This window comes from Paenibacillus sp. FSL R5-0470 (assembly GCF_037975205.1).
Lineage (GTDB): Bacteria > Bacillota > Bacilli > Paenibacillales > Paenibacillaceae > Paenibacillus_AQ.
The window spans coordinates 6,759,321-6,784,701 of sequence record NZ_CP150238.1; the positions used below are offsets into that span (position 1 = coordinate 6,759,321).

The window sequence follows — 25,381 nt, forward strand, 5'->3', positions numbered from 1 at the left end:
AGTGATGAAAACATGGACCGGATTCTGATCGTCGATGATGAACCCGACATTCGTGAGCTTATTCGCTTACATCTGGAACGCGCCGGATGGGACATCGCCGAAGCGGAGTCTGGGCGGCAGGCGATCTTACAGCTACAAGCGCAGCCTTTCTCACTGATCGTTCTGGACATCATGATGGACGACGGTAACGGTTTCGAAGTTCTACGCTACTTGCGGGAACATCGTCCGGAAACGCTGGTCATTGCGCTTAGTGCGAGAAGAGAAGTGGAAGACAGAATCGACGCACTTGGACTGGGAGCCGACGATTACATGACCAAGCCCTTCAGTCCAATGGAGCTGCTAGCACGGATACAGGCCCATTTCCGCAGGCGCCATCCTGAGACCTCCAACCGGCCCCATGTGATTCAATTGAATAAACTTATTCTGGATATCGACAATTATGTACTACATAATGATGGACAACAACATGGACTGACTCCAGTCGAATGCCATCTACTGCAAGTGTTCATGCTCAATCCTGATCGCGTACTAACAAAAGGAGAAATCTACAAACAAGTCTGGCAGCATGAAAACTATGACGCCAACAACCTCAGCGTCTTCATCAGCCGCATCCGAAAAATACTTGAAAGCGCACCCGGGTCCCAATCTAATCTTCATACCATTCGCGGCATCGGCTATCGCCTCTCAGGTGACGGACGATGAAGAGACGAACTAAGCTATGGCTGATGATGCTATCCAGTGCCGCAGGAAGCATCGTCTTGTTTATTACGATTACCCTAATGACCGGGAAGACTTGGACCCCGGGATATGATCTGAAGACGTTAAACGCCATCTCACAAGAAGCACTTACGACTATAGAACGGCAAGACGCCTACTCGGGACCAGAGGTTCAACCCATTCTGGAAGAAGTACTACGTCCGCATTCCAAGATCCGCCTAGAGTGGCTGGCTGAGGACGGTTCGACGCTGTATGATTCCGCCGGCGAGAATAATTCCTACGACTTCCGCAAATTAGCCGACCGTGTTGACCATATGCCAAATAATCTTTGGGGTGAAAATACTCCGATCACTCTTACTTATTCCGTTGCCCATGATTATCGATCCTATTACATGTTATTGAGTTTATCCAGCGAAGACATGACATCTGGACAAATATATTTTTTTCTCCGAACGTATAAGGCTTTACTAACATTTATTTTACCTCTGTTACTGGCGTTGTTGCTTCCCTATCTCCTTTCCTTATGGTTCTTCTCTTCCACCGATCGTCGCATTACAAAACTGAACAACGCGCTGAACCAAGTCGGAATCCGAAGCGATGTCATCGTGCTGGAAGATACGTCGAGGGACGAGATCGCTCAGCTGACCCAACACTACAATTCAATGGCAATGCGTATCCAGAGCCAGTCTGCCCAAATCGAACAGTTAGAACATCGGCGAAGACTGCTCTTATCGGACCTGTCCCACGATTTGCGAACGCCGTTAACTATGATTTTGGGTTATGCCGAGATGATCCGTACCGGTGCGTACAAGAATGAGAACGAGCTTCAGTCCGGGGCCAAAATCATCCTGCAGCGCTCTCGCTACATGGATAAGCTGCTTGATCAGTTACTCGACCTTACCCGTCAAGAAGAGCATCTACTTCGGCTTCAGCTCGCTCCACATAACCTGTCGGAATTAATGCGAAAGATTGCAGCCGAGTACCTCTTATTCCTGGACGATAAGAACATCGTGTTGGAGGCAGACATCCAAGATACGGATATCGAGGTTATGATCGACGCACCGCTGATCGAACGTGCTTTGCGCAACTTGCTGGACAATGCCGTTCGTTACGGTGAAGAAGGACACTATCTGGGAATTGGATTGACGGAGGAACAAGAGGAAGTGGTTCTCACGGTCAAAAACCGGGGTAAAGGGATCGCACGAGAGGATCGCGAGCGTATCTTCGAGCGTTTCTACCGCGCCGACGGTGGAAGAAAAGGCGAGGGACTTGGCATCGGGCTCTCGATCGTCAAGGAAATCGCGGAATTGCACCATGGCAACGTGCGTTTGCTGGACGAAGCTGTGACGGAAACCATTTTTCAGATTAGAATTCCTAAGAAGTCTCCTAGTGAACATGAAAATTAACGTCGATCAAAGCTACGTTTTTCTGCGTGCTTCTACGAATAAATAGAAGAAGGCGACGAGAGCGCCCAATGTTCCGCAAATCATATCCATCATCGTGTCGGTCAAACTACCATTTTGCGAATGAAGCTCAAAGAGATGATCCACCGTAAACTCATAAATCTCCCACATTCCAGCCATTGCAACAGCAAACAGGAACGCGAAACAAATGATGATGTTGGAAGGCAGACCGCCCAGCCCTTTACGCTTAGCCATCTTGATCAAGATGAATCGTCCTACGAAGAATAAAATAATTCCAGACAGCAGATGTTCAATCTTATCTAAATAAGGGATGACACCATACAAATTGAATAAATTGGCGAGCATCATCGTGATTGTGATAAAGACCAGCACCGAAAACTGAAGTGCGGGAGGCAGTTCGCTGTTGGTCCTTGTGATTAAGCCCTTAAAGAGTAACAGGACTAGAATGATAAGGGCTGCTTGAAATGTTTTATCATCATTTCCATTCAGGCCAAAATAAACAATTGATACTCCGCAAATGAGGTGAAGAATCATTTCAAAAAAATAATTGAACCTATGGTTTCTAGAAGTCTCTTGCATAGCAGTTCCTTTCTGGCTAGACTCGTTTAATTAATTATCACCCGTTCAAAGTCACCCCATACGACAATCATATCATTAGTTACAAAAAGACTCCCGTGACTTTCCCTTAGTCGGGAATACACGGGAGCCTTGAGCGATCCAATCAGCCCTTACATCGCTTTTTCAGCCAAATCGTTCACTAAATTTCTCATCCACTTCCGGGAGTAAATCCGGGCGTAACCGAAGCCAAAACGGACAACCTCCTCAAGTGATATGACGAGATATACAAGGTAGACAGGCTGCTTCCAGACGTATGATAGCAATAGCCCGGAGGGGACACCTATCAGCCATGTCGCGGTCGATTCCATGCTGAACACGAACTTGCTGTCTCCCCCACTGTTTAGAATGCCGCCTGCTATAATCATATTGGAAACTTTGGCCCAAAGAAATCCAGCGAATACGATAACGATATATATGCTCATCTGTTTAGCATCCTCGGAGATATTGAATGCGGAGACATACAGCTTCGAGCCTGCCGCAATGATAACCCCGACAATTAGAGAGATGATAATGCCAAGACGAATGAACTTTTTCGCATGATCGAGTGCGATATCCGTTTCGTTCGCGCCCAAACGGTTGCCAACCAAAACCCCAGCTGCACTAGCCAGACCGGACAATAAGCCGATGCAAAGCCCTTGCAATGGGAAGGTAATGGTCATCGCCGTCATCTCCATCGTCCCCATGCGGCTATAGATGATCGCATATGCCGTTTCACCCAATACCCAGATCAATTCAGTCAGCAGCAGCGGATACGTCGTTCCAAAAAACTTGCGGATGAGCGGTCTAGGAATGATGAACAAGTTCTTTAACCCAACAGCGCCTGGTAAACGATATCGGTACACGGCACCAATGATCAACAAACATTCTATTACCCTGGAAATAAGGGTTGCAATAGCTGCGCCCTTCAGACCAAGCGCTGGAGCGCCGAAGTTCCCGTAAATAAGTACGTAATTCAGTATAATATTCAACACAACAGCAATTAAGCTTACATACATCGGCCATTTGGCATGGCCCGTACTACGCAAAATCGCGGAATACATCATCGTGAGCATGACAGGTACAAAGCCGATCGACATGATCTGCAGAAAAATATACCCATTATCTATTACATTCGCATCTGTCGTGAACATGCTCAGGAAAAGCGGCGAATCGATGAAGACAGCCGCAGAAAATAAGAACGAGAACGCGAAGCCGACGATTAGTCCAAGGCCCAGCACCTGGGAGACGCTTTTGGAATCTTTGTTCCCCCAAAACTGGGCTGCATAAATAGACACACCCGTCGATAGACCAGCCAAGACAACCGCGATGATCCCATATATTTTGGTGGACATTCCCACCGAGGCAATCGCCACATCTCCAAGCTGCCCGACCATCAACTGATCCGTCAAATTGAGCAATGCCATCAGTAAGCTTTGAAGCGTAACGGGTACAGCGATTTTATACACACTTTTGTAGAAGTTCTCTTTCTCTGACATGGATCATTCACAACCCCCATTTTCTCGATTTTACCGCGTCCATAGCCATTCGCAGTCTATGACTTCGTGTGAGGTTATATCACTTTTTTGTAGCGCATGAGCGTATAATTATCTTTTGGCTGAATTTCTACAACCTTGAACTTTTTCGCAAAGCACAATTGCTGATACCCGTCTCCATCCACTAAAGTAATGTTCGTGGAACCGCCTATGATGATCGGAAGCTGCATCAGAATAATTTCATCGACGATGTCCTGATCGAAGATATGCCAGTTCAAAAAGCCGCCGCCCTCGACCATCAAGCTGGTAATCCCGAAGTTGTCTTCCAACTGACGTTCAAGCTCCACGAAATCGACTTTATCCTCACCGCAGATGAGGCACTCCTTCCCTCTTTCCCGGATCTGCTTGATTTTATATTCATCCCGTCCTTTCTCGGTTGTGACAATAATCGTCCTCCCCTCATCCGAGAGCACATTGCTATCCAGCGGAATATCCAAGGTGGTCGTCGGAATGATCCGAATTGGATTTTTGTTCTCCTCATACCGATTAGTAAGAAAGGGATTGTCCGTCAGGATTGTATTTTTGCCGACCATAATGCCCTGCACATTCCCCCGGAATAGATGAATGAATTCCATATCCTCACTGGAAAACAAAGAAAAAAGCTCCTTACTCGAATTACCAGCTCCCATAGTGAGCTTACCGTCAATCGAAATTTGGCTGAATATCGTTGTTTTCATGTTTCTTCTCCCCGTCTCTTTTTAGCTTTTATATGCGCCCCAGAATGCTTGGATAGTCTGTTCTATTTTTTTTAATGCTTGTTCAGAATTGCTTAAGGGCAGCTCGGTTAGACCCGCATTTAGCGCCTCCCATACATGAATCATGAAGGGGTAAGTCGGCATCGGCCGTGCGTGCTCCAACAGCGATATAATCATCTTTTTGTTAGGCGTAGCAGAGGCAGCTAGACGGTTCAGCACCTCTTCCTGAGCTGGAATCCGCTGTACACCCAGCGTCCACATGGTTTGGCACTCATCACTCAGCATAAAATGCGTGAACGACAAGATATCTTCCCGCTCCTCCGATGTTAACGAATGATTCGGGTAAATCAGGCCGATAGAAGAAGACATGGATAGCGATTGCTGGCCTTCTATGACCGGAAGCTGGCAGACCGCAAGTCTATTGTTCATCTGCTTGTCCAGATGGTTATAAATCCACTCTCCACAAATAATGGCGCCAATCTTACCGTCAATAAACTGCTCTAGCAGTCCTGTGGAACCGTCGAGACTGACGAGCACGCCTTGATCCATCTTGTCATGGATGAACTCAAGTGCTCGCTTCATTTCAGGGGTTACGATATTTGGCTTTCCATCCTGAACAGGCCAACCACCGAAAGCTGTAAGAAACGGAATAAACCAATAACCCTGCTGTAAATCTGCTCCAATCGGTATGATGCCTTGAGCGGACAACCTCTCTGCTGCCTCTTCGAACACTTCCCATGTCGTCGGCGCACTGGCGTAAATCTCCGGATTGTAATACACAACCAGATGATTGCCCCGTAATACCGGGATACCATACTGAACACCATCCAGTTGCATCGTTGAAAGTGCCCCTTCAGTGAGTGCATCATCGAATAGCCAGCCCGGTACTTCAGAGTAAAGGCCATTCTCAACGTAGGAGGACATATCCGCAGGAACCATCGCCAGATGCGGACCTTGATGGGTGTCCTTAATTTGGTTCAGGCGCGCAGTCAACTCCGTAATGTTCATCACTTGTGGCGTAATTTGTACGCCGAAGCGCTCTGTATACAGCTTGCAAATTCCCTCCAACACCTCAATCGAGGTATCTCCCGGACCGTCAAACTCATGCCATAACACAATTTCTTTGTTCTTCTTTTCCATCGCTGCCTCTCTCCCTTAACTAACTTGTCTATAATTGTTTACGAGCACTAAAGCCTGATTTGGTGCAAGCAGTAAGCTGTCAAACGTCTGACCTGCGATGCTGCCCGTTAAGGAACTATCCAGTGTCACGGTCATTGGGCACCGCCCAGGTACCGCAGCCTTCAAATCAACTTGGCAGGAAACATCAGCACTCAAGTTAAAGCAGCAGAGCAGCGTCTGTTCGCCATGCATATACCCGTACAGAACTGTACCTTCCGGTGATTGAGCCACGAAAAAGTTTTCTGGCTTCACTAGCTGAGGCCAATCTTTCTTGAATTCACTCAGCTCCGTAAGCAGCGGCAGCATCGGTGCAGGATTAGTCCAATTAATTTGCATGACGTTAAAAAAAGCGCGGGAAATCTCCTCTCCGTTCGTGTTGTCGCCAAGACCACAGTTGAGTGGCTGCTCCTCATTCATTTCATAGCCAGTCGTCACGTATGGAATTGCATTCGGAAGAAATTGATTAAATACCGCAATCATCCGAGCCACCTCAACACCGCCACGGCTCGTGATCCGAGGCGTATCTGCTGTTTCTGCACAGGCGAACACATGAATGTTTAACTCAGGCAGCTCCTCTAAGAATGAAACGAGATTGTCCTTAGTGATTTGCGTCATGACATTCCATCCGCTGCCAAGCATAATGTTGTAGCCGGTGCGCGCCGCCTTCTTGTGATTACGATTGAACAAATCTTCGCTGATCAAGATTGCATTCGGATTCAACTCTTTAATCGTGTCAAAAATACGAGGCAACAGCGGAATAGGAAGTACATGTCCGATATCGATGCGGAAGCCATCAATCCCATACTTTTCGAGATTAAACCGTACGGCCTCCTCCAGCACATCCCACAGCTCCAGATTCGGCTCCTCACCCGGGTAGTCATTGCATTTAATCGTATCAAAAAGAACATATGGTGCCTGATCCGAACTTATAAGATGTCTCACTTGCGGAGAAAAGTCCTTGTAGAGGCGCAAGAACGTAATGTCTGTCCAAATCGGCTGTACATCGTTAATCCAATCCGAATGTGCGGGAGCAGTCGTTATCCCCATCTCTTGCTCCACCAAAGTTAATAGCTCATCTCCAGTTTTAGCAGCCCTCTCTTTTAACTGCTGCCAAAGGATTGGATGAAGTTCATTGGGCGGCGGCGAGAACTTCCGCAGAAATGCTGCGGTTTCCTGGCTGTGGTAGACCGTCTCCAATTTGTCAGGCGTACACTCCTCAAAGAATCCAAGCTCAGGAATCGATGGCGGTGCAAAGCCTTCTAATTCCTGCATTTTGATCCAATACACCCATTCAGGATGTTCGGTAATGAACGCACTGTTTTTCGCCGTTACACGGGGAATGAAATCAACAACAGTCTTAATATCAAGCAAATGACAAGCTTCTACCAAAGCGCTGAGCTCATCGTGGATCGTAAACTCCTCCATACCATCCAGCAAGCTGTCGTGAAGGTTCTGATCCAAGTGGAATAACGATTGCACAGCGTAAGGTGACCCGATATCTCCTTTCAGATTCAACTTGCTGTACTGGTTCACTGGAAGCATATACAGAATATTGATGCCCATTTTTTTTAACAGCGGCAGAAGAATAAGGAATCTTAAAAAAGTGCCGGATTCAATTGTTCCATCATGGTTGTAATCCCAAGCCGTCGAATAACGAATTAATGAAGAATAGATCGCGCTGTCGTCTAAATTCGTGCGTTCCTTGAGCGAATATCTCCACGAAAGCTTGTCTACATACTTCAAATGCTCTGTCAAAAAATCATACGGATGTACACAAATTTCACCGTCTTTTTCGAAAAGAACACGCTCATATTTGCACTCATTCCACACAGCAGGAATCCAAATTGGCGCAACGTCTTTATCTTTGTGTGTAGACAAGTAATCCTGAACAAGTCTAAATTTGCTTTCTTTGCTCATTAACAGATCCACCTCTCATTGATTGCAGTTCTACGTTTAGGGAACAAAAACCGTCTTTACGGTGTCACTCCCAACCACCTTCAAAGAGTTCAATTCATAGCCGATCAACTCGTTTATTGCTGCCTCGTGCTGATTGAGCTTAACTTTTCTGGTCACCAATTTCTCCAGTTCAGGTGTCTCAGCGGCAAACCGCAAAGCTTCCTCGAACATGTAGCGGTATTCGCCTGCTGCGATAATTTTGATTGCATGCTGTACGAATCTGGTAGGGGAAAAGGTGTACCGATACTTCGCATTAATTCCAAAAGGAACAATGCGCCCCCCTCGCTCAATCCATTCCTCCGCTACTTCGAGCTGAGTGCCCACCGTATCGATAATCACATCAAACTTATGTCCCGCGCAGATTTCATCTACGGTAGCTTGATTTAATTGGGATGGTGTTAGAGCAAAATCCGAGATCTCTCTAGCAAATGCCAACCGATAGGGATTAATTTCCGTCGCTACCGTGAGCGCAGCTTTTGATTTACTCACCATTTGACTTAACAGCCCCATTGGACCCGATCCAAGAATGAGCACCTTATCGTCAGCCGTGACATTAGCTTCTTTGAAATTGTGCAGCACACAGGCAAGCGGCTCGATTAATACCCCCGTCTCCCAGCTCATATGATCAGGTAAAGGGTGTGCAAACGTTTGTACAGTTGAGAAAAAAAAAGTAAATGTCCCATTTCGATTCAAACCAGCAATAGGCATCCCATTTCCATCGGAACCTATACATAAGTGCGGCTGTTCTTTCAAGCAAAAATAACATTCATTGCAGCTTTGATTCGGATCGATAACTACTCGGTCCCCCACCTTAACACGGTCAACATTACTGCCAATTTCAATTACGGTCCCCACAGCCTCATGACCGCGAATGATTCCTGGAACTCCTTCCTCTTTACCGGTTATGACCGCTAGATCTGTTCCACAAATGCCTGTCATCTCAATCCGAATCTTAACTTCATCCGGGGTTACAATCTGTGGCTCTTCCCATTCGCAGAGCTCTAGCTTATCATTGGATGTCCACACCAGCGCTTCCATACGCATTCTTCCTTTCATTTTTCCTATTATCCATTTTCAACCAGAATATATCATACCCCCCATGTAAAAGTAAGGTGAATATTGTCGTAAAATGTTATTGTTTACATTTTTATAAAGCTTTCAGATAAATAAACGCTTTAAATAAAAAAAACACCTCCCCCGTAAATCAGGAAAGGTGTGCCTTTACTAGGCTTATTTTGCAGGCTCCTGTTTAAAAATGATTTTAAAAATAGGGTAGAATATCAAGAACGAAATTGTACTATTGATAATCATTGTAATAATATCCGCGGTTGTCTCCCCCATTGAACCCATTCCCCATGTGTTAATTAATAAGTTATAGATAGGAGCCTTGTAAAATCCTTGCGCCGCGGCAGCACCAACGGTTATAAGAATATACGCTAATACATACCAGAAAGCAGCCTTCCAAACGTTACTGTTTGATTTAAATGTAATGCTTCTCTGTGCGAAAAAGTTAATGATCTGTGCAATGCCGAGCGTGATTTGAACGGCAAGAAAATAGCCAAGTCCTCCTCCACCTCCTGATGTAAGCGAACCAGCCGCATAATCGAATATATAATAAGCACTTCCATCAAAGTTATGTCCCAACTGAAAAACTTGAAAGCTTGTAGATAGTAATGATGTCTGTGCAAATATGAGTTTAAATAAAGGCATTAGAACAAGTTGTAATACCGTCATTCCAGCACTCAGTATAAAAAATACTATGAATTGTGCAATATTCGGATGTTGTCCCTTGAATTTATTCCAAACACCCATCATTCCTGTGTTTTTCTCGAAATTCACTTCGCTCATACGCCTTCTATTTCTCCTTTGAAGCTTAGAAAAAGGAGATACCGTAGTATCCCCTTTCCTCGCTACTATTTTCCTATCGGTTTATCCATTTCAATACCTTCAAGATTTGCTTTCGACTAATTTTCCCGCCAGTAAAACGGTCAATTTGACGAAAAGGCATATTCAGAACAAAGTAGACATTATTCGCTAGCAGAGGTTTATTGACTGCTTCAAAAAACTTGTTAAAGAAAAGGACAATATGATAGATTGTTTTTCCAAGTGCGTTCTTATATTTAGCTTGAGCAATGGTGTCGTTTAACCCCAAGTCCTGCTTTGGATCCCAATAAGGAGAAGGAGGTTCATAACCCAAGAGCCCCTTATATTCCGCTGCCGTTACTTCATGAACATGTCCGCTAAAATAATGTGGGAATTGCTCCTTTGTATGTTCACAAGAAACGGAATCGCCCGTAAGCATAACACGTTCCTGCAAAAGAATAGACTGGATTGAACTTCCGATTTGAATGTCGTAAGCGCCAGGCTCGACCGCCCAATCGTGAATCGTCGGATTATAATACGAAAAATCACGTTCCTCCAGAATCATTGTGACACATTTGCTTTCACCCGGCTCTAAGCTCACCTTTTCAAAACCTTTTAATTCTCGTTTGGCTCTAAATATCGATGAATCTTGTTTCTGGATGTAGAGCTGCGCAACTTCTTCCCCTGCGACTGCCCCTGTATTGGTGATGGTAAATGAAACCTGATGCTGATCAACCGTTAAATCCGTATATGCAAAGGTTGTATAGGACAGCCCATAACCAAACGGAAATAACACAGGTTTATTTACGGTATCAAAATAACGGTAACCGATAAAAATGCCTTCGATATGCTCTGCGGTTGCCTCCTTACCTGGATAATAAGGAGCAGAAGAGACATCACTATACTTGATCGGGAATGTCTCGCTGAGCTTACCACTTGGGTTGTACTCTCCAAGTAAAACACTCTTTAACGCTTCAGCACTTCCTTGTCCAGATAAATAGGTATGAACGATAGCTTTGACATTCTTTATAAACGGCATTTCAATGGCACCACCGCCAGCGAGAATCACCACAATATTGGAATTGACTTCTGTTAATGAACGAAGCAGTTCGAGCTGGTTATCACGTAAGCTAAGGTTTACGCGGTCAACACCTTCGGCTTCGCTGCCTTCGTCCAGCCCCAAGAACAGCAAAATGGTATCTGCTTTCTGAGCTAACGTAACAGATTCCTTTAGCAGACGGTCATTTTTCCCACCCATTCGCTTGAAGCCTTTCGCATATCCCACAATCGATAAGCCAGATTGACCGAGCACATTGCAGGCATTGGATAGCTTGGCAGGATTAATAAGCGAACTTCCAGCACCCTGGTAGCGAGGATTACTGGCGAAATCACCAATAATCGCAACTTTATTGCCGTGTTTAAGCGGTAATATCTTGTCGTCATTTTTCAATAACACAATCGAACGTTTGGCAGCTTCTATCGCTTTATTGTGGTGCTCCTCATAATCAATGCTCGGTGTGTCTTGATCATTGAGCTGGGTAGTAAAGACTAATCCGAGCAGACGATCGACGGCGTCATCCAGCACTTCTTCGTCTAGCTCATTGTTTTTAATGGCTTGCACGATTTCTTGATCCGTAATTCCATTGGTTGAAGGCATTTCCAATTGATTGCCTGCTTTCAATCCTGCAACACGGTCATTATTACCGCCCCAATCCGTAACGACTACGCCATTAAAATCCCATTCACCGTACAGAATATCCTGTAACAAATCGTTATTTTCATTGGCGAACGTGCCGTTGACTTTGTTGTAAGAGGTCATGATGGTTTTCGGTTGACCCTTCTCAACTACACGTCTAAATCCTTCTAAATACAATTCTCTTAACGAGCGTTCATCCACGACTTCGTCAATCGTCATTCGCATATGTTCTTGGCTATTGACCGCAAAGTGTTTAGGACATGCAGAAATGCCGTTCACCTGAATGCCTTTGACCATCTCACTCGCTAATTCTCCCGTTAAATAAGGGTCCTCGGAAAAATACTCAAAATTTCGTCCGCATAACGGATTCCGCTTGATGTTCAATCCAGGACCAAGCAACACACTCACTTTTTCGCTAGCTGCTTCTTTTCCAATCGTTTGACCAACCTCATAGATCAATTGTCTGTCCCAGCTATTAGCCAAGGTTGCCGCCGTCGGAAAACAAGTGGCAGGCAGACTTTTATTTAAGCCTAAGTGGTCTGCCTTTCCGCCTTGCTTCCTCAAACCATGCGGTCCATCTGTCAGCATAATGCTGGGAATCTTCACCCGGTCGATTGCTTTTGTATTCCAAAAGTTTGCGCCAGACATTAAAGATGCCTTTTCTTCTACGGTCATACTTTCGATTAATGCTCTATACTTCAATCTCTTCACCCCGCATGCTTACGCCTATTTTTCGAATAAGTAGGTTTGCAGGATCGTGTACAACACATGCTGAACACTTGTGCGAACCCCGTTTGTGATTCCTGCAGGATCCTTCTTGTATGCTTGTTTTAATAATTTCTCGTTTTTACTTGGTGTCATAATATCAAGCATGAGGTCATTGCCAGCTACAACCGCATCCGGCGCTTTCATAAACCCAAAGACTGCATCGCTGGAAACAAATCCATCAAAGCCCCATTCCTTACGCAGAACATCATTTAACAAGACGGAATTCGCTCCTGCCCACTTTGTCCCGATGATCGAAAAGCTGGACATTGCGCCTAGAGGGCTGCTTTCTTTAACCGTAATCTCAAACGGCTTCAAGTAGATTTCGCGAATCGCTTGCTCGTTAGCCCAGATCAGATTTCCTGAACGAGCATTGGTTTCTTGATCGTTCAGCGCGAAGTGCTTCATAAAGGCAATAATGCCTTGGTCTTCTGCGCCGTTTATCATAGATGCCGCCATTTTTCCTGAAAGCACAGGATCTTCTGAGAAGTATTCAAAGTTACGGCCGCCTTGTGCTGTACGGTGAATATTCATCCCCGGTGCATACCAGCCTTGAATGCCATACGCACGCGCTTCTTTACCAACCGCTTCTCCCATTTGATAGGCTAGATCATTGTTCCATGTTGCTGCAATGACGATTTCAGACGGATATGACGCGGCTTCGATTGGCTTAAAGAAGTAACTAAATCCAGCCGGTCCGTCCATCAACAACGTTTTAGGAACACCCAAACGCTCTACTGCCATCGTTCTATAGGCGCCGTTTGCTACATAATCAATCATTTCGTCCAATGTAAACTGATCCATGAATTCATTCCATTTCGGATCATCAAAGGCTAAACCTTTCAAATCCTCCAGTACTAAGCCATTATTAGCGCCAACCGTTGGCATTTCCATCGTTGAAGCTTCCGGCTCTTTTGAGAATGCATCGACCACATTTTGCGGTGCTTTATGACTAATATTTTCATCTGAAGGGTAAGTCTTCTCCCAATCATTCCGGGACAAATACGTAACTTCACCTTTTGCTAATTCAAAGCGATTCTCGTAAGGTGTTCCGGTATCCTTATCTTGTTTGAAAACCTTCTTGTCAGCCAACTCAAGGTCATAGCTTGCCACGATATCATGGACATTGCGAGCCACTTTAATTGAATAGGTGCCCTGGTCTAGTACATACGCTTCTTCTACGTTCATATCATAAGAAGCCATCTCTTCGGTAGCAAACGAAAGGGTAAGCACCTCGGATTGACCTGCTTCCAGCAGAGACGTCTTTGCATAAGTGGCCAGTTCGATCGCCGATTTTTCAATGCCGCCTGCAATATACGGAGCTGAATAATATACTTGAACAACATCTTTTCCGGCTCTGTCGCCAACATTTTTCACTTCGACTTGTAGTTCAATCTTGTCTACCGACAATGACTGATTCAGAACCTTCCACTCGAAATCCGTGTAGCTTAATCCATGTCCGTAAGGATATAACACGGTATCTCGATAGCCTGCTTCATCATTTAAAAAGAAGGTTTCATAGAAACGGTAGCCGACATAGATACCTTCTTGATAATTGAGGAATGAATACTTCAAATTATCGTATTTGTAGTCTCCAAAGTTCTCACTTGCTGGAGCCGATGAATTGTCATAAACATACGTATCCGTAATACGGCCTGATGGATTGATATTTCCTGCAAGAATATTTCCTAATGCGTTGGCTCCATAAGGGCCAGGTGTTCCTATCCACAAGACAGATTTAATAGATTTAAATTCATTTACGAAACCAAGCTCTAAGGCATTCCCCGCATTTATAACGATTGTGACATTTTCAAATGACTGTGCAACCTTTTCAATCAAAGCGCGTTTATTAGCTGTCAATTTCAACTGCTCAGCGGTCGCATCACTAGCTTCTGTACTCTCACTAGCAATGACAATAATTGCATTTTCCGAATAGGATTCCGCTTGTGCTATGGCTTCGTCCGATAAATAATCGATTTTAGGTTCATCGCTAGAGTTTCCGCCTAACATGCCTTTTACAACTTGAATGACTCCAGTACTCGCCTTGCTGCCCACTCCTGCTTTTGCACCAACCTCTTGATACAAGTCATGAAGCTCGGTATTGTATGAAATACCTGCATTTTCTAGACCTTTAAATAAATTAACCGCACGGGAAGTATCCCCCGCACCCGATCCTCCGCCGCCATAACGTAGCTCTAATGCAGCTAATCCGAAGACGTTAACCTTTTTATCTTTCAAAGGCAGCTGTTTATCATCATTCTTCAATAGAACAATGCCTTCATTCGCAATTTCTTCAGCTATTTTCCCACCTTGTTCACGTGCTGCAAGCGCCTCAGGTGAATCGGTTACGGCTGTAATGTGTTTTCCTGTCAGCGCATCGATGATGCTGGAAGCCGTTGCACCGAATTGTACGAACAACAATATGACAACAAGCGCTACGATCGACCAGCCGGTGAAACGTCTTGGTCTATTTTTAATTTTCTTGTAGCGTTTCGCTTCTTTTTTCATCGCTCTACGATCTTTGCGACTTAGAGCTTTCAACTCCATTTTTGTTTGTTGCTTTTGCTCTTTTCTTAATTGTTTGTCCTGTTCAATCGCTGCTGTTCGTTCTGCTTCCGGTAGCGCTTTAATTTCTTGCTTTCGCGCTCGCAGCTTAGCTTTATCTTCCTTCACCTTTTGCACGATTTCACTTTTTTTAACGCGTTTAGTATTAAAATTGTCCACCACGGCGACCCCCTCCGGTATCGTCTTTCTTTTTCACAATCATAATATAGCGCTTACATTTTAACTATCAGGATCTTGTCGAAAAAAAAGCTAAATATTGCGTTCATTCGATTTATCAAGAAATCGAGTGAGCAATATTTAGCATTAATCGTTGGTTTTTTCTAAGTCGATCATAACAATCCCAAATAGCGGAACTTCGAACTCAAGTGTATGATTTCCCTTTATTTTCAGTTGCTCTACGCTTCTCGAAGGTCGATTAATTGCATTCCAATACGCAATATCTTCGAAAGACAACTTTTTGCATTTCCTTAAATCAGCAAGGTCTAATCGCTGATCTACTTGCTCAGTAGTTAATCGTTGCTTGATCAATCGGTATGTCCCTTCAAGGTTTGTAAGTTCCATCTTTATAAAAACATAGGGACTTTTTGCCTTATGCCAAGCTAATTCTAGTTTTTCCTTATTTTCATTGATAAACAGATGTTGCTCTTCTTCTGGATAAACAGTTAAAATGCGGTAATTATCTTGCTGTTTTGTCACGATACATGAGTTGTTTTTGAACACAATCTCATCAAACAAGCGACTCACAAACTCTGTCGCATACCAATTGTCCTTGTAACGACCATCCGGTGTAAGTAATGAAAGCTTACTTGCCAGCTCATCTGGAAAATACTCAAACAGCTTCGCTGAATCGAGTGATAATGGGGGGAAATAGTGACCTGCAATTTCGTTTTGATTCATTAGGTTTATATATTGCCAAATGCTTGCATTTGCTTGCGCTAGATCCGAATAGGCGTGTAGATAATCATCCTGATCGTAAATCAGCATTCGATCCAAAATACGGTTCTGATCTTGTATGTTTGTATTCTCACTAATGACCCGAATGTAGTCTTCGTCAAATAGATAATTAAGTGCAGTTTCAAGTGGAATTTTGCGCATACGGGTCCAGTCATCAATGCAATAAACGGCATTATGGCAAGTCATATCGAGCAACACCGCATCTTCTGGCGGGATGGGAAAATGAATAACCACGTTCTTATAGTTTTTAAAAATTGAAATGGCATTCACTAGCGACAGACGCAATTGCCTGCTATTTTTCATTTCATAGAAGCAGCGGAACTCGTACATCCAATCCTGACTTGTCATATAATTTTGCTGCAGATGGAGATTCAATTCAGTCATTACCGTTTGAAACCATTCATTGTTATGAAATCCCCGCTCCTCCCAATCATCCAAATCTATAGATTGAAATTGAAGGTAGGGAATCATGCCAACAGACACGATCTGCTGCAATATTCGATCCAACTCACTAAATGAACAGACCAGCTTCCCTTCACTCAACCGTATATCCACTTTTTTAAAAATACGATTGACCGCTACCCACTTCACCCCTAGACGCTGACGCACTTCGAGCAAACGGCTATCCATAAGTTTACCTTTTATTTTAAGAACATGATTGACCTTTGAGTACTGGCCGATCGTTTTATGCAAATCTAATTGAACCTCGATGCGATTGGGGGCAATAGATGGGCCAGCCGGTAATTCACCTAACGGTACATACGGCGATAGTAAGGCTAATACATCTTGGGACAGCTCCGCATCGACACGATTCTGCACCGCTCTTATTTGACGCTGTTCACGAAATTCAGCAGGTGAAAGCTCATACCTTATTTTAAATGCCTCGTTAAATGAGCGTACATTGGGAAAGCCGTTAGCTAAAGCAATCGTGACAATCTTCTCGTTCGTATTTTCCAGCATACGTAAGCTATGAAACAATCGCACTTCTTTGATGTAATTTCCGATTGAAATCCCTAGCTGATTTTTAAAGGAATGTGCCAGGTAGTATTTGCTACTATAAGACTTTTCAGCAATCTCATCCAGGCTGAGTTTGTCCGCATAATTAACATTGATATATGATACAATTTCTTTTACCTTATCCGAAGCAGTATGAACTTGCTTCTTTTCATCTTCTGGCCCAAGATATCGGTACAGCAATCCGATTAAACGTTTCGAATACCCTTCGATGATATAATCAGAACCGGCTCCCGGATATATCCTTTCGACGTACAAGTACGCCATACAATTCTTCACAAGCTCATATCCATCTTTTTTGTACACCATCGATAGTGGAATGTTAAGCTTAAATGCCGGAAACTCCTCTTGATACTCATTGGTTAGAAACTTTACCGAGAGCGTCGCATTCTCTTCACTGCCAATTACACGAACAATATCACCTTTATTAAAAACGAAAATATCGCCTGTCCGAATCAAAATATCCGAACCGTTTCGCATAATTTCCAGATAACCAGAAAGAACAAACCATGCCGTTAACTCCGTCATAAGTAGAAAATCCACTTCCTCAATCGTTTCGATTGCGGCTAGTACGATTTGATCTGATCCATTTCTCTTCTTATTCAAAATCAACAATCTCCTCTTCCAACATGAAAAAATATGTTACTGTTACTGAGTACCTGACCATTTGCTCATAATTATTGATTATAAACGATTGCTCTCTGAAATCTAAAAAAATAGGACGGTGCATCATATGGTATTCGCATTTCTGTTTATATTCGCTATGTACGCGGCAAGTAACTATTACATCGCAAGAAAAATTTTTAAATGGTTACAACATGTATTTTCAAATATTAATGGGATTATATACGGAGTCATCTACAGCTTGTGTGCGGTAACAATCATTATTAATTTACTATTGTCCTCTTCAGCTATGACGACCGATTCAAGTATTGTTAATTTTATTGGTCAATTCGGGGACTATTGGATGGGGATCTACTTCTATTTGTTCTTGCTGTTACTCCTTTCCGATGTAATCTTACTTATTAGTAAATGGATCAAAATCATCCCCTCCCCTGCGCCAAAACGTGTTATTTTTCATACAAGGTCAGTAGTATTAATTCTAGTCATAGGGTTGGTGTCCTATGGGATTTATAATGCGAATCAAATAAAAGAAGTTACTTATCCGATCCAAATACATAAAAGCACGTCGTTAGATCATTTAAATATTGTTCTGATCAGCGACTTACATTTAGGCTACGTAAATGATGTAAAGTTTATTGAAGACGTTGTTGATCGTATTAATAACATGCAGCCAGATATTGTGTTGATGTCAGGAGATATATTTAATGGTAACTACTATGCGCTCTCTAATCCTTCCAAAGGAATAGAGTTATTAAATACTATTCAGTCCACCTATGGGGTTTATGCTTGTTTAGGTAATCATGATGCAGGACGATCATACGATGAGATTGTGAACTTTATAGATAAGAGTAATATTAAACTTCTAAATGATGAGCATGTCGTTATTGATAATCAATTCGTTGTAGTTGGCAGGAGAGATTCATCACCGATTGGTGATCAAGGACATGCTAGAGCAGTTACTTCTGAAGTGATGGGTAACATTGATACAACTATGCCTGTTATCGTAATGGATCATCAACCCACGAATATGATTCAGTACGGAGATGATGTCGATTTGATACTTAGTGGACATACGCATCAAGGACAAGTATTCCCTGCAAATCTAATCACCAATGCTATGTTCACAGTAGATTACGGATACTATCAGAAGAATTTAGACAGTCCTCAAGTTATTGTTACATCAGGTGCAGGGACTTGGGGACCGCCATTACGCATTGGAACGAATAGTGAGATAGCACTAATTAAAGTTGATTTTAAATAGAATGATTTATAAAAAAAAGCGGACAGCCTTTGGACGAGAATTACCGACCTAGACTACCGCTTTTTATAGTTTTACCTAAGGTTGGTGCGGAGAATATCCGTTATCTTGAAATTTGTCTCTCTACATCATACAACGGTTTTTACCCATATCCTCCTGTAGCATAGTCTAGCGATTATAAATACCTTCTTTTATACATCAAGGTAATTTGGCCTGCTATGTATTCCGCACTATATTGGCTGCCATCCTTAATCCACCACATAATAATCCCTAATAGTGATGCTGCAATAATATCAAGGGAGACAACCTCCTTAGTGGAATCTATGTTTCTCACGTTTCTTCGCTTTTCGATCGTATTTTTTAATAGGTTGGTTAATTGGTTTTTGAAGCCTTTGTGCTCTACCAATACAGCAAAGATCTGCCGGTATTCATAAAAATAACTTAAAAATGTGACCAACTGCTCCTGCTCGATACTGCTCTTCACTTGTAATAACGGTTCCACCTTCATGGACAGGTCATCAAAGATTTCATGTACGATCTGGCGCAATAAATCGTTAATATCCTCATAATGCAAATAAAACGTTGCACGATTCAGCTCAGCACGGTTGGCGATTTTTTGGACAGTCAATTGAGAAATCTCCACATTCTCGGCTAATAATGAAAAAACAGCATTTTTCAGCATCTTTTTTGAGCGAATGGCTCGTGGATCAACTCTTTTATGTTCGGACATTTCATCCCTCTATTATCGTTTATATAGTATTTCATCAACTAATTTACCCATTCTGTCGATTAGTCGACATTTTCAATAAAATTGCAAATAGGAATACCGTTTAAATGCTGATATGATTTATTTTATCGACACTATGTCGAAAAAGCAATGAAGAGAGGCCTGCACCATGCAAGAAGATATTAAGAAAATAAATAAAGCAATCCTACTAACCATTCTAATTTTTGGTTGTTTCTTATCTACACTCAATCAGACGCTTTTAAATGTCGCCTTAAGTAGTCTGATGGATGTATTTGATGTCACGGCAACAACTGTACAATGGATTTCAACAGGTTTTATGCTGGTCAACGGGATATTGATTCCGATTACAGCCTATTTAATGAAACGTTTTACAACACGTCAATTATTTCTAAGTGCCATGTCATTTTTATTAATTGGCTCAATCATTTGTGCAGCAGCGCCGAGCTTTAGTCTACTCTTAGTCGGACGGATGATCCAAGCTGCAGGTGCCGGTATTATAATGCCGCTCATGATGAGCGTTGTGCTCGCTATTTTCCCTGTTGAAAAACGCGGCAGTGCTATGGGACTGCTTGGACTGGCGATGATATTTGCTCCTGCTATTGGGCCGACGCTTGCGGGATTTATTGTTGAATATCACTCTTGGCGCTGGTTATTTATCGGCCTCATTCCACTCGTCATCATTGTTATAGCGTTGGCATTCAAGTATTTAGTGAATGTATCCGAGACGTCTAAGTCTAAGCTTGATGTAGTAAGTGTTCTTTTATCAACCGTTGGATTTGGCTTAATTTTATACGGCTTCAGTAGTGCAGGCAGTAAAGGCTGGGACGATGTAATAGTAATTCTGACCTTAGGGATCGGGATCGCTGTTACGGCCGTATTCTGTCTTCGACAAATCAAGTCTGATGATCCACTGCTGAACCTGTCTGTCTTCAAAAATAAAGTTTTTACGATGACTTCTCTTATTAACGTATTAATCACGATGATGATGTACGCAGATATGATTTTATTGCCTATTTATCTGCAGAATGGCCGTGGTTTTACAGCATTTGATGCAGGACTACTATTGCTGCCAGGGGCGCTCGTAAATGCGTTCATGTCACCCGTCACCGGTAAATTATACGACCGTTTTGGTGCTAAACCACTGTTCATTATTGGTTTACTATTTATTATTCCATCCATGTGGGCGGTAACTGATCTATCTGAATCTACAACGTATACGTATCTAATGATTCGTACCATTGGCCTGCGAATTGGATTAAGCTTCATCACTATGCCACTCAATACGGCTGGACTAAATGCACTGCCCAAACAACTCGGCACCCATGGTACAGCAGTGAACAATACCGTTCGCCAAATTGCCGGAGCCATCGGAACTGCTGTCGTAATTACGATTTATACTGTGCAGGCAACAAGTCATGCGGCCACAGTGATGCAGAGCAATCCCTCTACTACTCCTGAGATCCTTAAATCCCTTGCATCCATTCTTGGGGCAAGTGACGCCTATTACTTTATGATGATTTTATCCGTGGCCGCGTTTGTTATAACATTATTTATGCCGATGAAGAGCAAGATCATGGTTGAAAAGAAAGCAAACCTAGTTAACAAGGAATAACCTTATAACGTGGAATGTAAAAAGGACAGCGATCAGCTGTCCTTTTACATTATTAATAGCTATTCCCGGCTCACCGGCTTACTCTTGTTTATATTTTTCTTTCAGAATGCTGGAGCCGATTCCCCCGACAACCATTAAAATCAAAGAACCGAAGTTCCAAAAAAATGACCCGCCATTCAAGGTAATCCCTAGCGCCGTTACTTTGTTCAGAAAGAGAACACAGAGTTTAATCACTAACAGCACAATGCCTGCTATTACGAAGACATCAAATAGAAACTTTAATTTCGGGTGAGCCAATTTCTTGCCTTCTTCTATCACCTTTTTGGTCAACTCCTCGTCACTCCTTAGTAACTCATCGATAGTTACCCCAAAAAGATCGCTTATTTTAATAATGATTTCAATGCTTGGGTAGTTTTGACCATTCTCCCATTTCGAAACCGACTGTCGGCTTACAAACAGCTTCTCGGCCAGTTCTTCTTGTGACCAACTTTTTTTATTTCTTTCCGCTTTTAACTTCTCCCCAAAGATCATAGCAGCAACTACCTTTCTGCAATTCATAAGCCTATATTGGATTAATCGTATGCAGAAGTAAAGAACGCTTTAGTTGCAGCCCCGCAACCCTAAGTTGCGATCAACACTAGGCATACCACTAGTTGATGTTGACCTCACTCAGGCTTGATTACTTCTCCCCTTTTTACTTCTAATCGAATACAAGATGAATAATAAAATAAACCAGATCGGAGTACACAATAAAGCCGGCCGTGTCTCTCCAGCGAACAGCATAATGATCAGTATTCCAGCGAACAAGCTTAAGACAATATAATTAATAGCCGGTGTGAACGGTGCTTTGAATTTGGATTTCGCCTGTAAGTCTGGCCGGGTTTTCTTATACTTAATATGGCAGATAAGAACAATGCCCCACACCCATATAAAACAAATGGCGCTAATCGTTGTCACGATTCCAAAAGCCTGCTCCGGAATAAGTTTACTCAAAAGTGCACCCACAGATATAACAATTGTAGAAATGAATAACGAGTTACCTGGAACATGGTTTTTATTCAGTTTGCCCAAACGAGGTGCCGCTTGGTTATTTCTACTCAAATTATAGAGAATTCGGCTGGTCGAGAACATCCCACTATTACAAGCGGAAGCCGCTGAAGTTAGTACAACAAAATTAATAATCCCTGCGGCAATTGGAATCCCTACTAAAGTAAAGGTTTTTACAAAAGGACTCTCTGCCGGGCTGAGCTCCGTCCAAGGGTTAATGCATAGCAGGACGAAAAGCGCACCGACATAGAAAAATAGAATCCGTAAAGGAATTTTATTAATTGCAGACGGAATATTTTTCTCCGGATCCGCTGTTTCCGCTGCCGATACCCCCACCAACTCCACGCCGACATAAGCAAATACAACCATTTGAAAAGAAAATAAGAAGCCTGATATACCGTTCGGAAAAAAGCCCCCATGCTCCCATAGGTTTCGTATCGTCACCGATCCTGCATCCGTCTTAAACCCAATGATCAGTAAAATGACCCCAAGACCAATCAAGGCGAGAATCGTAATTACCTTAATTAAAGCGAACCAAAATTCGAGTTCCCCAAAGCTCTTTACAGTTAATAGATTAAGTCCTAATAACACGACTAGACAGGCGATGGCAGGAACCCACTGCGGGATATCAAACCAGTACTGTACATATACGCCAACAGCAATGACATCAGCCATAGCCGTCATGATCCAGCAAAACCAATAGGTCCAACCAGTAATGAACGCGACCCGTGATCCAAGGTAGTCTTCAGCAATATCCGTAAACGATTGATAGCCCGCTTTAGATAATAGGAGTTCTCCCAGTGCTCTCATTACAAAAAACACAGCAATACCCACGATTAAATACGTGATCATAATGGATGGGCCTGCCTTCTCTATCGCCTTGCCTGATCCCAAGAATAATCCTGTACCAATGGTGCCGCCAATTGCAATAAGTTGAACATGCCGATTAGCCAGCTCTCTCTTTAATTCTGGTTGTGCCATACCTAGTTCCCCCTTGTGAGTACAATAAATTGGAATAAAAAAAAGAGAGATTGGATGTCATCCAATCTCCCAGATCGTAAGAATATCAAATAATATTCGCCCTACTGATGGCGATCAGCATGACAAATACATATTCAGTACTCTTCTGTCCTTTTGCCTGAGATTGTGAACCCTTCGGCGCCGCGGAATTTCCGCAGTCTCTCCAGAAGCTGCTCCAGCTAAAGTGTAATCCTTAGCCATCATAGCTCGTGAATTATGAAGTTGATAAAGCGGTAACGCAGTAAAGCTGTTCTGATATTCTAACATATTACTTGTGATGTGAGTGTTAATCAGTGATAAAAGTCTCAAGAATTTAAAGTTAGCCTCATGAACATACTACTTTTTGAAAAGCAAAAAACTAAAGGAGTATGCTGATGAAAGCCGCTGTAGTTAAGAAATTCAAAGAAAAGTTAGAGCTACAAGACGTTCCTAAACCAAAACCCGGACACAAAGAAATCCTTGTTCACATTCAGGCGTGCGGAGTGTGTCATACTGATTTGCATGCTGCTCATGGCGATTGGCCCGTCAAACCGAAACTCCCTCTTATTCCAGGACATGAAGGCGTTGGAATTATTGAAGAAATAGGTGAAGGAGTTACACACTTAAAGGTAGGAGACCGAGTAGGAATTCCATGGCTATACTCAGCCTGCGGTCATTGTGAGTATTGTCTTACAGGAAGAGAGACTCTTTGTCTCGATCAGCAAAATTCCGGATATTCCGTAGATGGTGGATATGCAGAATATTGTATGGCAGCTGCCGATTATGTAGTGAAGGTACCTGATAATTTAAGCTTCATCGAAGCGGCACCTTTATTTTGCGCTGGCGTTACGACCTATAAAGCTTTGAAAGTATCAGGTGTAAAGCCAGGTGAATGGGTAGCCATTTTCGGCGTCGGAGGATTGGGTCATCTTGGTGTACAATATGCAAAGGTGATGGGAATGAACGTAGTGGCCATCGACACGTCGGATGAAAAGATGGAGCTTGCCAAACAGCTTGGCGCAGACAAAACCGTAAACGCATTAAAAGAAGATGCCGCAGACTGGATTCAAAAAGAAATCGGTGGAGTGCATGGTGTAGTTTGTACAGCAGTTGCGAAAAAAGCATTCGACCAAGCCTACCGGGCCATTCGTCGCGGCGGTACCTGCGTGATGGTTGGGCTGCCTCCTGAATCCATGGATGTCCCAATCTTTGATACAGTATTAAATGGAACAAAGGTGGTCGGTTCGATTGTCGGCACTCGCAAAGATTTACAAGAAACATTACAATTCGCTGCAGAAGGAAAAATAAAAACCATTATTGAGACACGTAAACTAGAAGATATTAATGAGATCTACGATCTTATGTTAGAAGGCAAAATCAATGGTCGAATCGTCCTTGATATGACGAAATGATCAATAATAAAAAGTATGCTACCATAATATTTATTGCAAGCCACAAAATTTGAGGTGATCGGAATGTTAGAGCGTTCTATGGAGAATGTAATGGAATCCGTGAAGGGAAGGAGTGATGTGTAAAATAAAAATGAAAAAAGGATGATTATGAAAATGAATAAGTACCAAACTATAAATAGCGATGGATTTGAACTGAATTATTGTGTAAAAGGAACTGGGAAATCTATTTTGGTGATAGGCAGCAGTGTTTATTATCCTCAACTATTCTCAGAAGATTTATATGATACATTTCAGTTTATTTTCCTTGATCATAGAGGATTTGTGAAGCCGGATGGGAGCCCAAAGCTTTTATGATTATACATTTGACGCAGCTTACATGTGGGAAGATGTATATACGAATATGCCAATTATCGATCATCTGTGGAGGGAAGTATTCGGAGAATTGAATCTTATACAATCACTCACTAACTTCAACAAACCAGTATTTATCGGTTTAGGCAGGTATGATTATTTGGTAGCGCCTGTTTCACTTTGGAATTCTGTTAATGAAACCTATAAGCACGTCAAAAAAGTGATCTTTGAGCATAGTGGTCACAACCCGATGTTTGAAGAACCTCGAACCTTTGACAAAGAGCTAAGCAAGTGGATCCTCGAGGACAATTGAGGCTTTCCTTTCTATAACGAAAAACACTAAGTTGATTCT

At 42.9% G+C, this 25,381-nt stretch carries 18 protein-coding genes, 1 pseudogene and 1 riboswitch; of the genes and pseudogenes, 6 read left to right on the top strand and 13 right to left on the bottom strand.

Features of this window, described 5'->3' with window-relative positions:
* Nucleotides 1–12 precede the first annotated feature (12 nt).
* Nucleotides 13–702: a response regulator transcription factor gene (locus tag MKY99_RS29975; protein WP_188114545.1), complete on the top strand. Its 690-nt coding sequence runs from the start codon at nucleotides 13–15 to the stop codon at nucleotides 700–702.
* Nucleotides 699–2,123, top strand: coding sequence for a HAMP domain-containing sensor histidine kinase (locus MKY99_RS29980; protein WP_339267976.1), 1,425 nt, complete (start codon nucleotides 699–701; stop codon nucleotides 2,121–2,123). Before MKY99_RS29975 ends, MKY99_RS29980 begins: the two co-directional genes overlap by 4 nt.
* A gap of 12 nt (nucleotides 2,124–2,135) precedes the next feature.
* On the opposite strand, the gene MKY99_RS29985 is transcribed toward MKY99_RS29980, so the two are convergent.
* The 10 genes from MKY99_RS29985 to MKY99_RS30030 all read right to left on the bottom strand — a co-directional run bounded on the left by MKY99_RS29985 (nucleotide 2,136) and on the right by MKY99_RS30030 (nucleotide 17,584).
* Nucleotides 2,136–2,675, bottom strand: a complete 540-nt coding sequence (locus MKY99_RS29985) for a hypothetical protein (protein WP_339267977.1) — start codon at nucleotides 2,673–2,675, stop codon at nucleotides 2,136–2,138.
* Nucleotides 2,676–2,869: 194 nt separating this feature from the next.
* Nucleotides 2,870–4,234, bottom strand: a complete 1,365-nt coding sequence (locus MKY99_RS29990; RefSeq protein WP_339244100.1) for an MATE family efflux transporter — start codon at nucleotides 4,232–4,234, stop codon at nucleotides 2,870–2,872.
* A gap of 74 nt (nucleotides 4,235–4,308) precedes the next feature.
* The gene (locus MKY99_RS29995) at nucleotides 4,309–4,968 is read right to left on the bottom strand and encodes a dihydrofolate reductase family protein (protein WP_042193005.1); all 660 of its coding nucleotides are present in this window, start codon (nucleotides 4,966–4,968) and stop codon (nucleotides 4,309–4,311) included.
* A gap of 21 nt (nucleotides 4,969–4,989) precedes the next feature.
* Nucleotides 4,990–6,126 carry an extracellular solute-binding protein gene (locus tag MKY99_RS30000; RefSeq protein ID WP_076285030.1) on the bottom strand — a complete coding sequence of 379 codons (1,137 nt, stop codon included), beginning with the start codon at nucleotides 6,124–6,126 and terminating at the stop codon, nucleotides 4,990–4,992.
* Nucleotides 6,127–6,141: 15 nt separating this feature from the next.
* Nucleotides 6,142–8,082, bottom strand: coding sequence for an alpha-amylase (locus MKY99_RS30005; protein ID WP_339267978.1), 1,941 nt, complete (start codon nucleotides 8,080–8,082; stop codon nucleotides 6,142–6,144).
* Nucleotides 8,083–8,118: 36 nt separating this feature from the next.
* Entirely contained in the window at nucleotides 8,119–9,159 is a 1,041-nt protein-coding gene (locus tag MKY99_RS30010; protein ID WP_339267979.1) for an alcohol dehydrogenase catalytic domain-containing protein, read from the bottom strand.
* Nucleotides 9,160–9,351: 192 nt separating this feature from the next.
* Nucleotides 9,352–9,969 (bottom strand): hypothetical protein, encoded by a 618-nt coding sequence (locus MKY99_RS30015; protein ID WP_339267981.1) that lies wholly within the window; start codon nucleotides 9,967–9,969, stop codon nucleotides 9,352–9,354.
* Between the two features lie 73 nt (nucleotides 9,970–10,042).
* The gene (locus MKY99_RS30020) at nucleotides 10,043–12,391 is read right to left on the bottom strand and encodes a glycoside hydrolase family 3 C-terminal domain-containing protein (RefSeq protein WP_339267982.1); all 2,349 of its coding nucleotides are present in this window, start codon (nucleotides 12,389–12,391) and stop codon (nucleotides 10,043–10,045) included.
* Between the two features lie 15 nt (nucleotides 12,392–12,406).
* Complete coding sequence (locus tag MKY99_RS30025) at nucleotides 12,407–15,169, bottom strand: glycoside hydrolase family 3 N-terminal domain-containing protein (RefSeq protein WP_339267984.1); 2,763 nt, start codon at nucleotides 15,167–15,169, stop codon at nucleotides 12,407–12,409.
* A 144-nt stretch (nucleotides 15,170–15,313) separates the two neighbouring features.
* Nucleotides 15,314–17,584, bottom strand: a complete 2,271-nt coding sequence (locus MKY99_RS30030) for an AraC family transcriptional regulator (protein WP_339267985.1) — start codon at nucleotides 17,582–17,584, stop codon at nucleotides 15,314–15,316.
* Between the two features lie 127 nt (nucleotides 17,585–17,711).
* Here MKY99_RS30030 and MKY99_RS30035 point away from each other — a divergent pair, with 127 nt between their 5' ends.
* Nucleotides 17,712–18,863 carry a metallophosphoesterase gene (locus tag MKY99_RS30035; protein ID WP_339267987.1) on the top strand — a complete coding sequence of 384 codons (1,152 nt, stop codon included), beginning with the start codon at nucleotides 17,712–17,714 and terminating at the stop codon, nucleotides 18,861–18,863.
* A 172-nt stretch (nucleotides 18,864–19,035) separates the two neighbouring features.
* Here MKY99_RS30035 and MKY99_RS30040 read toward each other — a convergent pair whose 3' ends face one another.
* On the bottom strand, nucleotides 19,036–19,590 hold the full coding sequence (locus MKY99_RS30040; protein WP_339267989.1) for a TetR-like C-terminal domain-containing protein: 555 nt from the start codon (nucleotides 19,588–19,590) through the stop codon (nucleotides 19,036–19,038).
* 166 nt (nucleotides 19,591–19,756) lie between these two features.
* On the opposite strand from MKY99_RS30040, the gene MKY99_RS30045 reads away from it, so the two are divergent.
* Nucleotides 19,757–21,220 (top strand): DHA2 family efflux MFS transporter permease subunit, encoded by a 1,464-nt coding sequence (locus MKY99_RS30045; RefSeq protein WP_339267990.1) that lies wholly within the window; start codon nucleotides 19,757–19,759, stop codon nucleotides 21,218–21,220.
* A 78-nt stretch (nucleotides 21,221–21,298) separates the two neighbouring features.
* Here MKY99_RS30045 and MKY99_RS30050 read toward each other — a convergent pair whose 3' ends face one another.
* Together MKY99_RS30050 and MKY99_RS30055 are read right to left on the bottom strand one after the other, a co-directional pair.
* Nucleotides 21,299–21,751, bottom strand: coding sequence for a helix-turn-helix transcriptional regulator (locus tag MKY99_RS30050; protein ID WP_339271840.1), 453 nt, complete (start codon nucleotides 21,749–21,751; stop codon nucleotides 21,299–21,301).
* Between the two features lie 138 nt (nucleotides 21,752–21,889).
* On the bottom strand, nucleotides 21,890–23,248 hold the full coding sequence (locus MKY99_RS30055; RefSeq protein WP_339267992.1) for an amino acid permease: 1,359 nt from the start codon (nucleotides 23,246–23,248) through the stop codon (nucleotides 21,890–21,892).
* A gap of 135 nt (nucleotides 23,249–23,383) precedes the next feature.
* Nucleotides 23,384–23,464, bottom strand: a riboswitch (glycine riboswitch).
* Between the two features lie 197 nt (nucleotides 23,465–23,661).
* On the opposite strand from MKY99_RS30055, the gene adhP reads away from it, so the two are divergent.
* Complete coding sequence (adhP, locus tag MKY99_RS30060; protein ID WP_339267994.1) at nucleotides 23,662–24,678, top strand: alcohol dehydrogenase AdhP; 1,017 nt, start codon at nucleotides 23,662–23,664, stop codon at nucleotides 24,676–24,678.
* Nucleotides 24,679–24,831: 153 nt separating this feature from the next.
* Nucleotides 24,832–25,342: pseudogene (locus tag MKY99_RS30065) on the top strand (alpha/beta hydrolase).
* The last annotated feature ends 39 nt before the right edge of the window (nucleotides 25,343–25,381 follow it).

Bases quoted from the DNA above. Each gene is read 5' to 3' on its own strand.
- MKY99_RS29975 (WP_188114545.1), top strand. From the start codon at position 13: ATGGACCGGATTCTGATCGTCGATGATGAACCCGACATTCGTGAGCTT.
- MKY99_RS29980 (WP_339267976.1), top strand. From the start codon at position 699: ATGAAGAGACGAACTAAGCTATGGCTGATGATGCTATCCAGTGCCGCA.
- MKY99_RS29985 (WP_339267977.1), bottom strand. From the start codon at position 2,675: ATGATTCTTCACCTCATTTGCGGAGTATCAATTGTTTATTTTGGCCTG.
- MKY99_RS29990 (WP_339244100.1), bottom strand. From the start codon at position 4,234: ATGTCAGAGAAAGAGAACTTCTACAAAAGTGTGTATAAAATCGCTGTA.
- MKY99_RS29995 (WP_042193005.1), bottom strand. From the start codon at position 4,968: ATGAAAACAACGATATTCAGCCAAATTTCGATTGACGGTAAGCTCACT.
- MKY99_RS30000 (WP_076285030.1), bottom strand. From the start codon at position 6,126: ATGGAAAAGAAGAACAAAGAAATTGTGTTATGGCATGAGTTTGACGGT.
- MKY99_RS30005 (WP_339267978.1), bottom strand. From the start codon at position 8,082: ATGAGCAAAGAAAGCAAATTTAGACTTGTTCAGGATTACTTGTCTACA.
- MKY99_RS30010 (WP_339267979.1), bottom strand. From the start codon at position 9,159: ATGGAAGCGCTGGTGTGGACATCCAATGATAAGCTAGAGCTCTGCGAA.
- MKY99_RS30015 (WP_339267981.1), bottom strand. From the start codon at position 9,969: ATGAGCGAAGTGAATTTCGAGAAAAACACAGGAATGATGGGTGTTTGG.
- MKY99_RS30035 (WP_339267987.1), top strand. From the start codon at position 17,712: ATGGTATTCGCATTTCTGTTTATATTCGCTATGTACGCGGCAAGTAAC.
- MKY99_RS30040 (WP_339267989.1), bottom strand. From the start codon at position 19,590: ATGTCCGAACATAAAAGAGTTGATCCACGAGCCATTCGCTCAAAAAAG.
- MKY99_RS30045 (WP_339267990.1), top strand. From the start codon at position 19,757: ATGCAAGAAGATATTAAGAAAATAAATAAAGCAATCCTACTAACCATT.
- MKY99_RS30050 (WP_339271840.1), bottom strand. From the start codon at position 21,751: ATGATCTTTGGGGAGAAGTTAAAAGCGGAAAGAAATAAAAAAAGTTGG.
- MKY99_RS30055 (WP_339267992.1), bottom strand. From the start codon at position 23,248: ATGGCACAACCAGAATTAAAGAGAGAGCTGGCTAATCGGCATGTTCAA.
- adhP (WP_339267994.1), top strand. From the start codon at position 23,662: ATGAAAGCCGCTGTAGTTAAGAAATTCAAAGAAAAGTTAGAGCTACAA.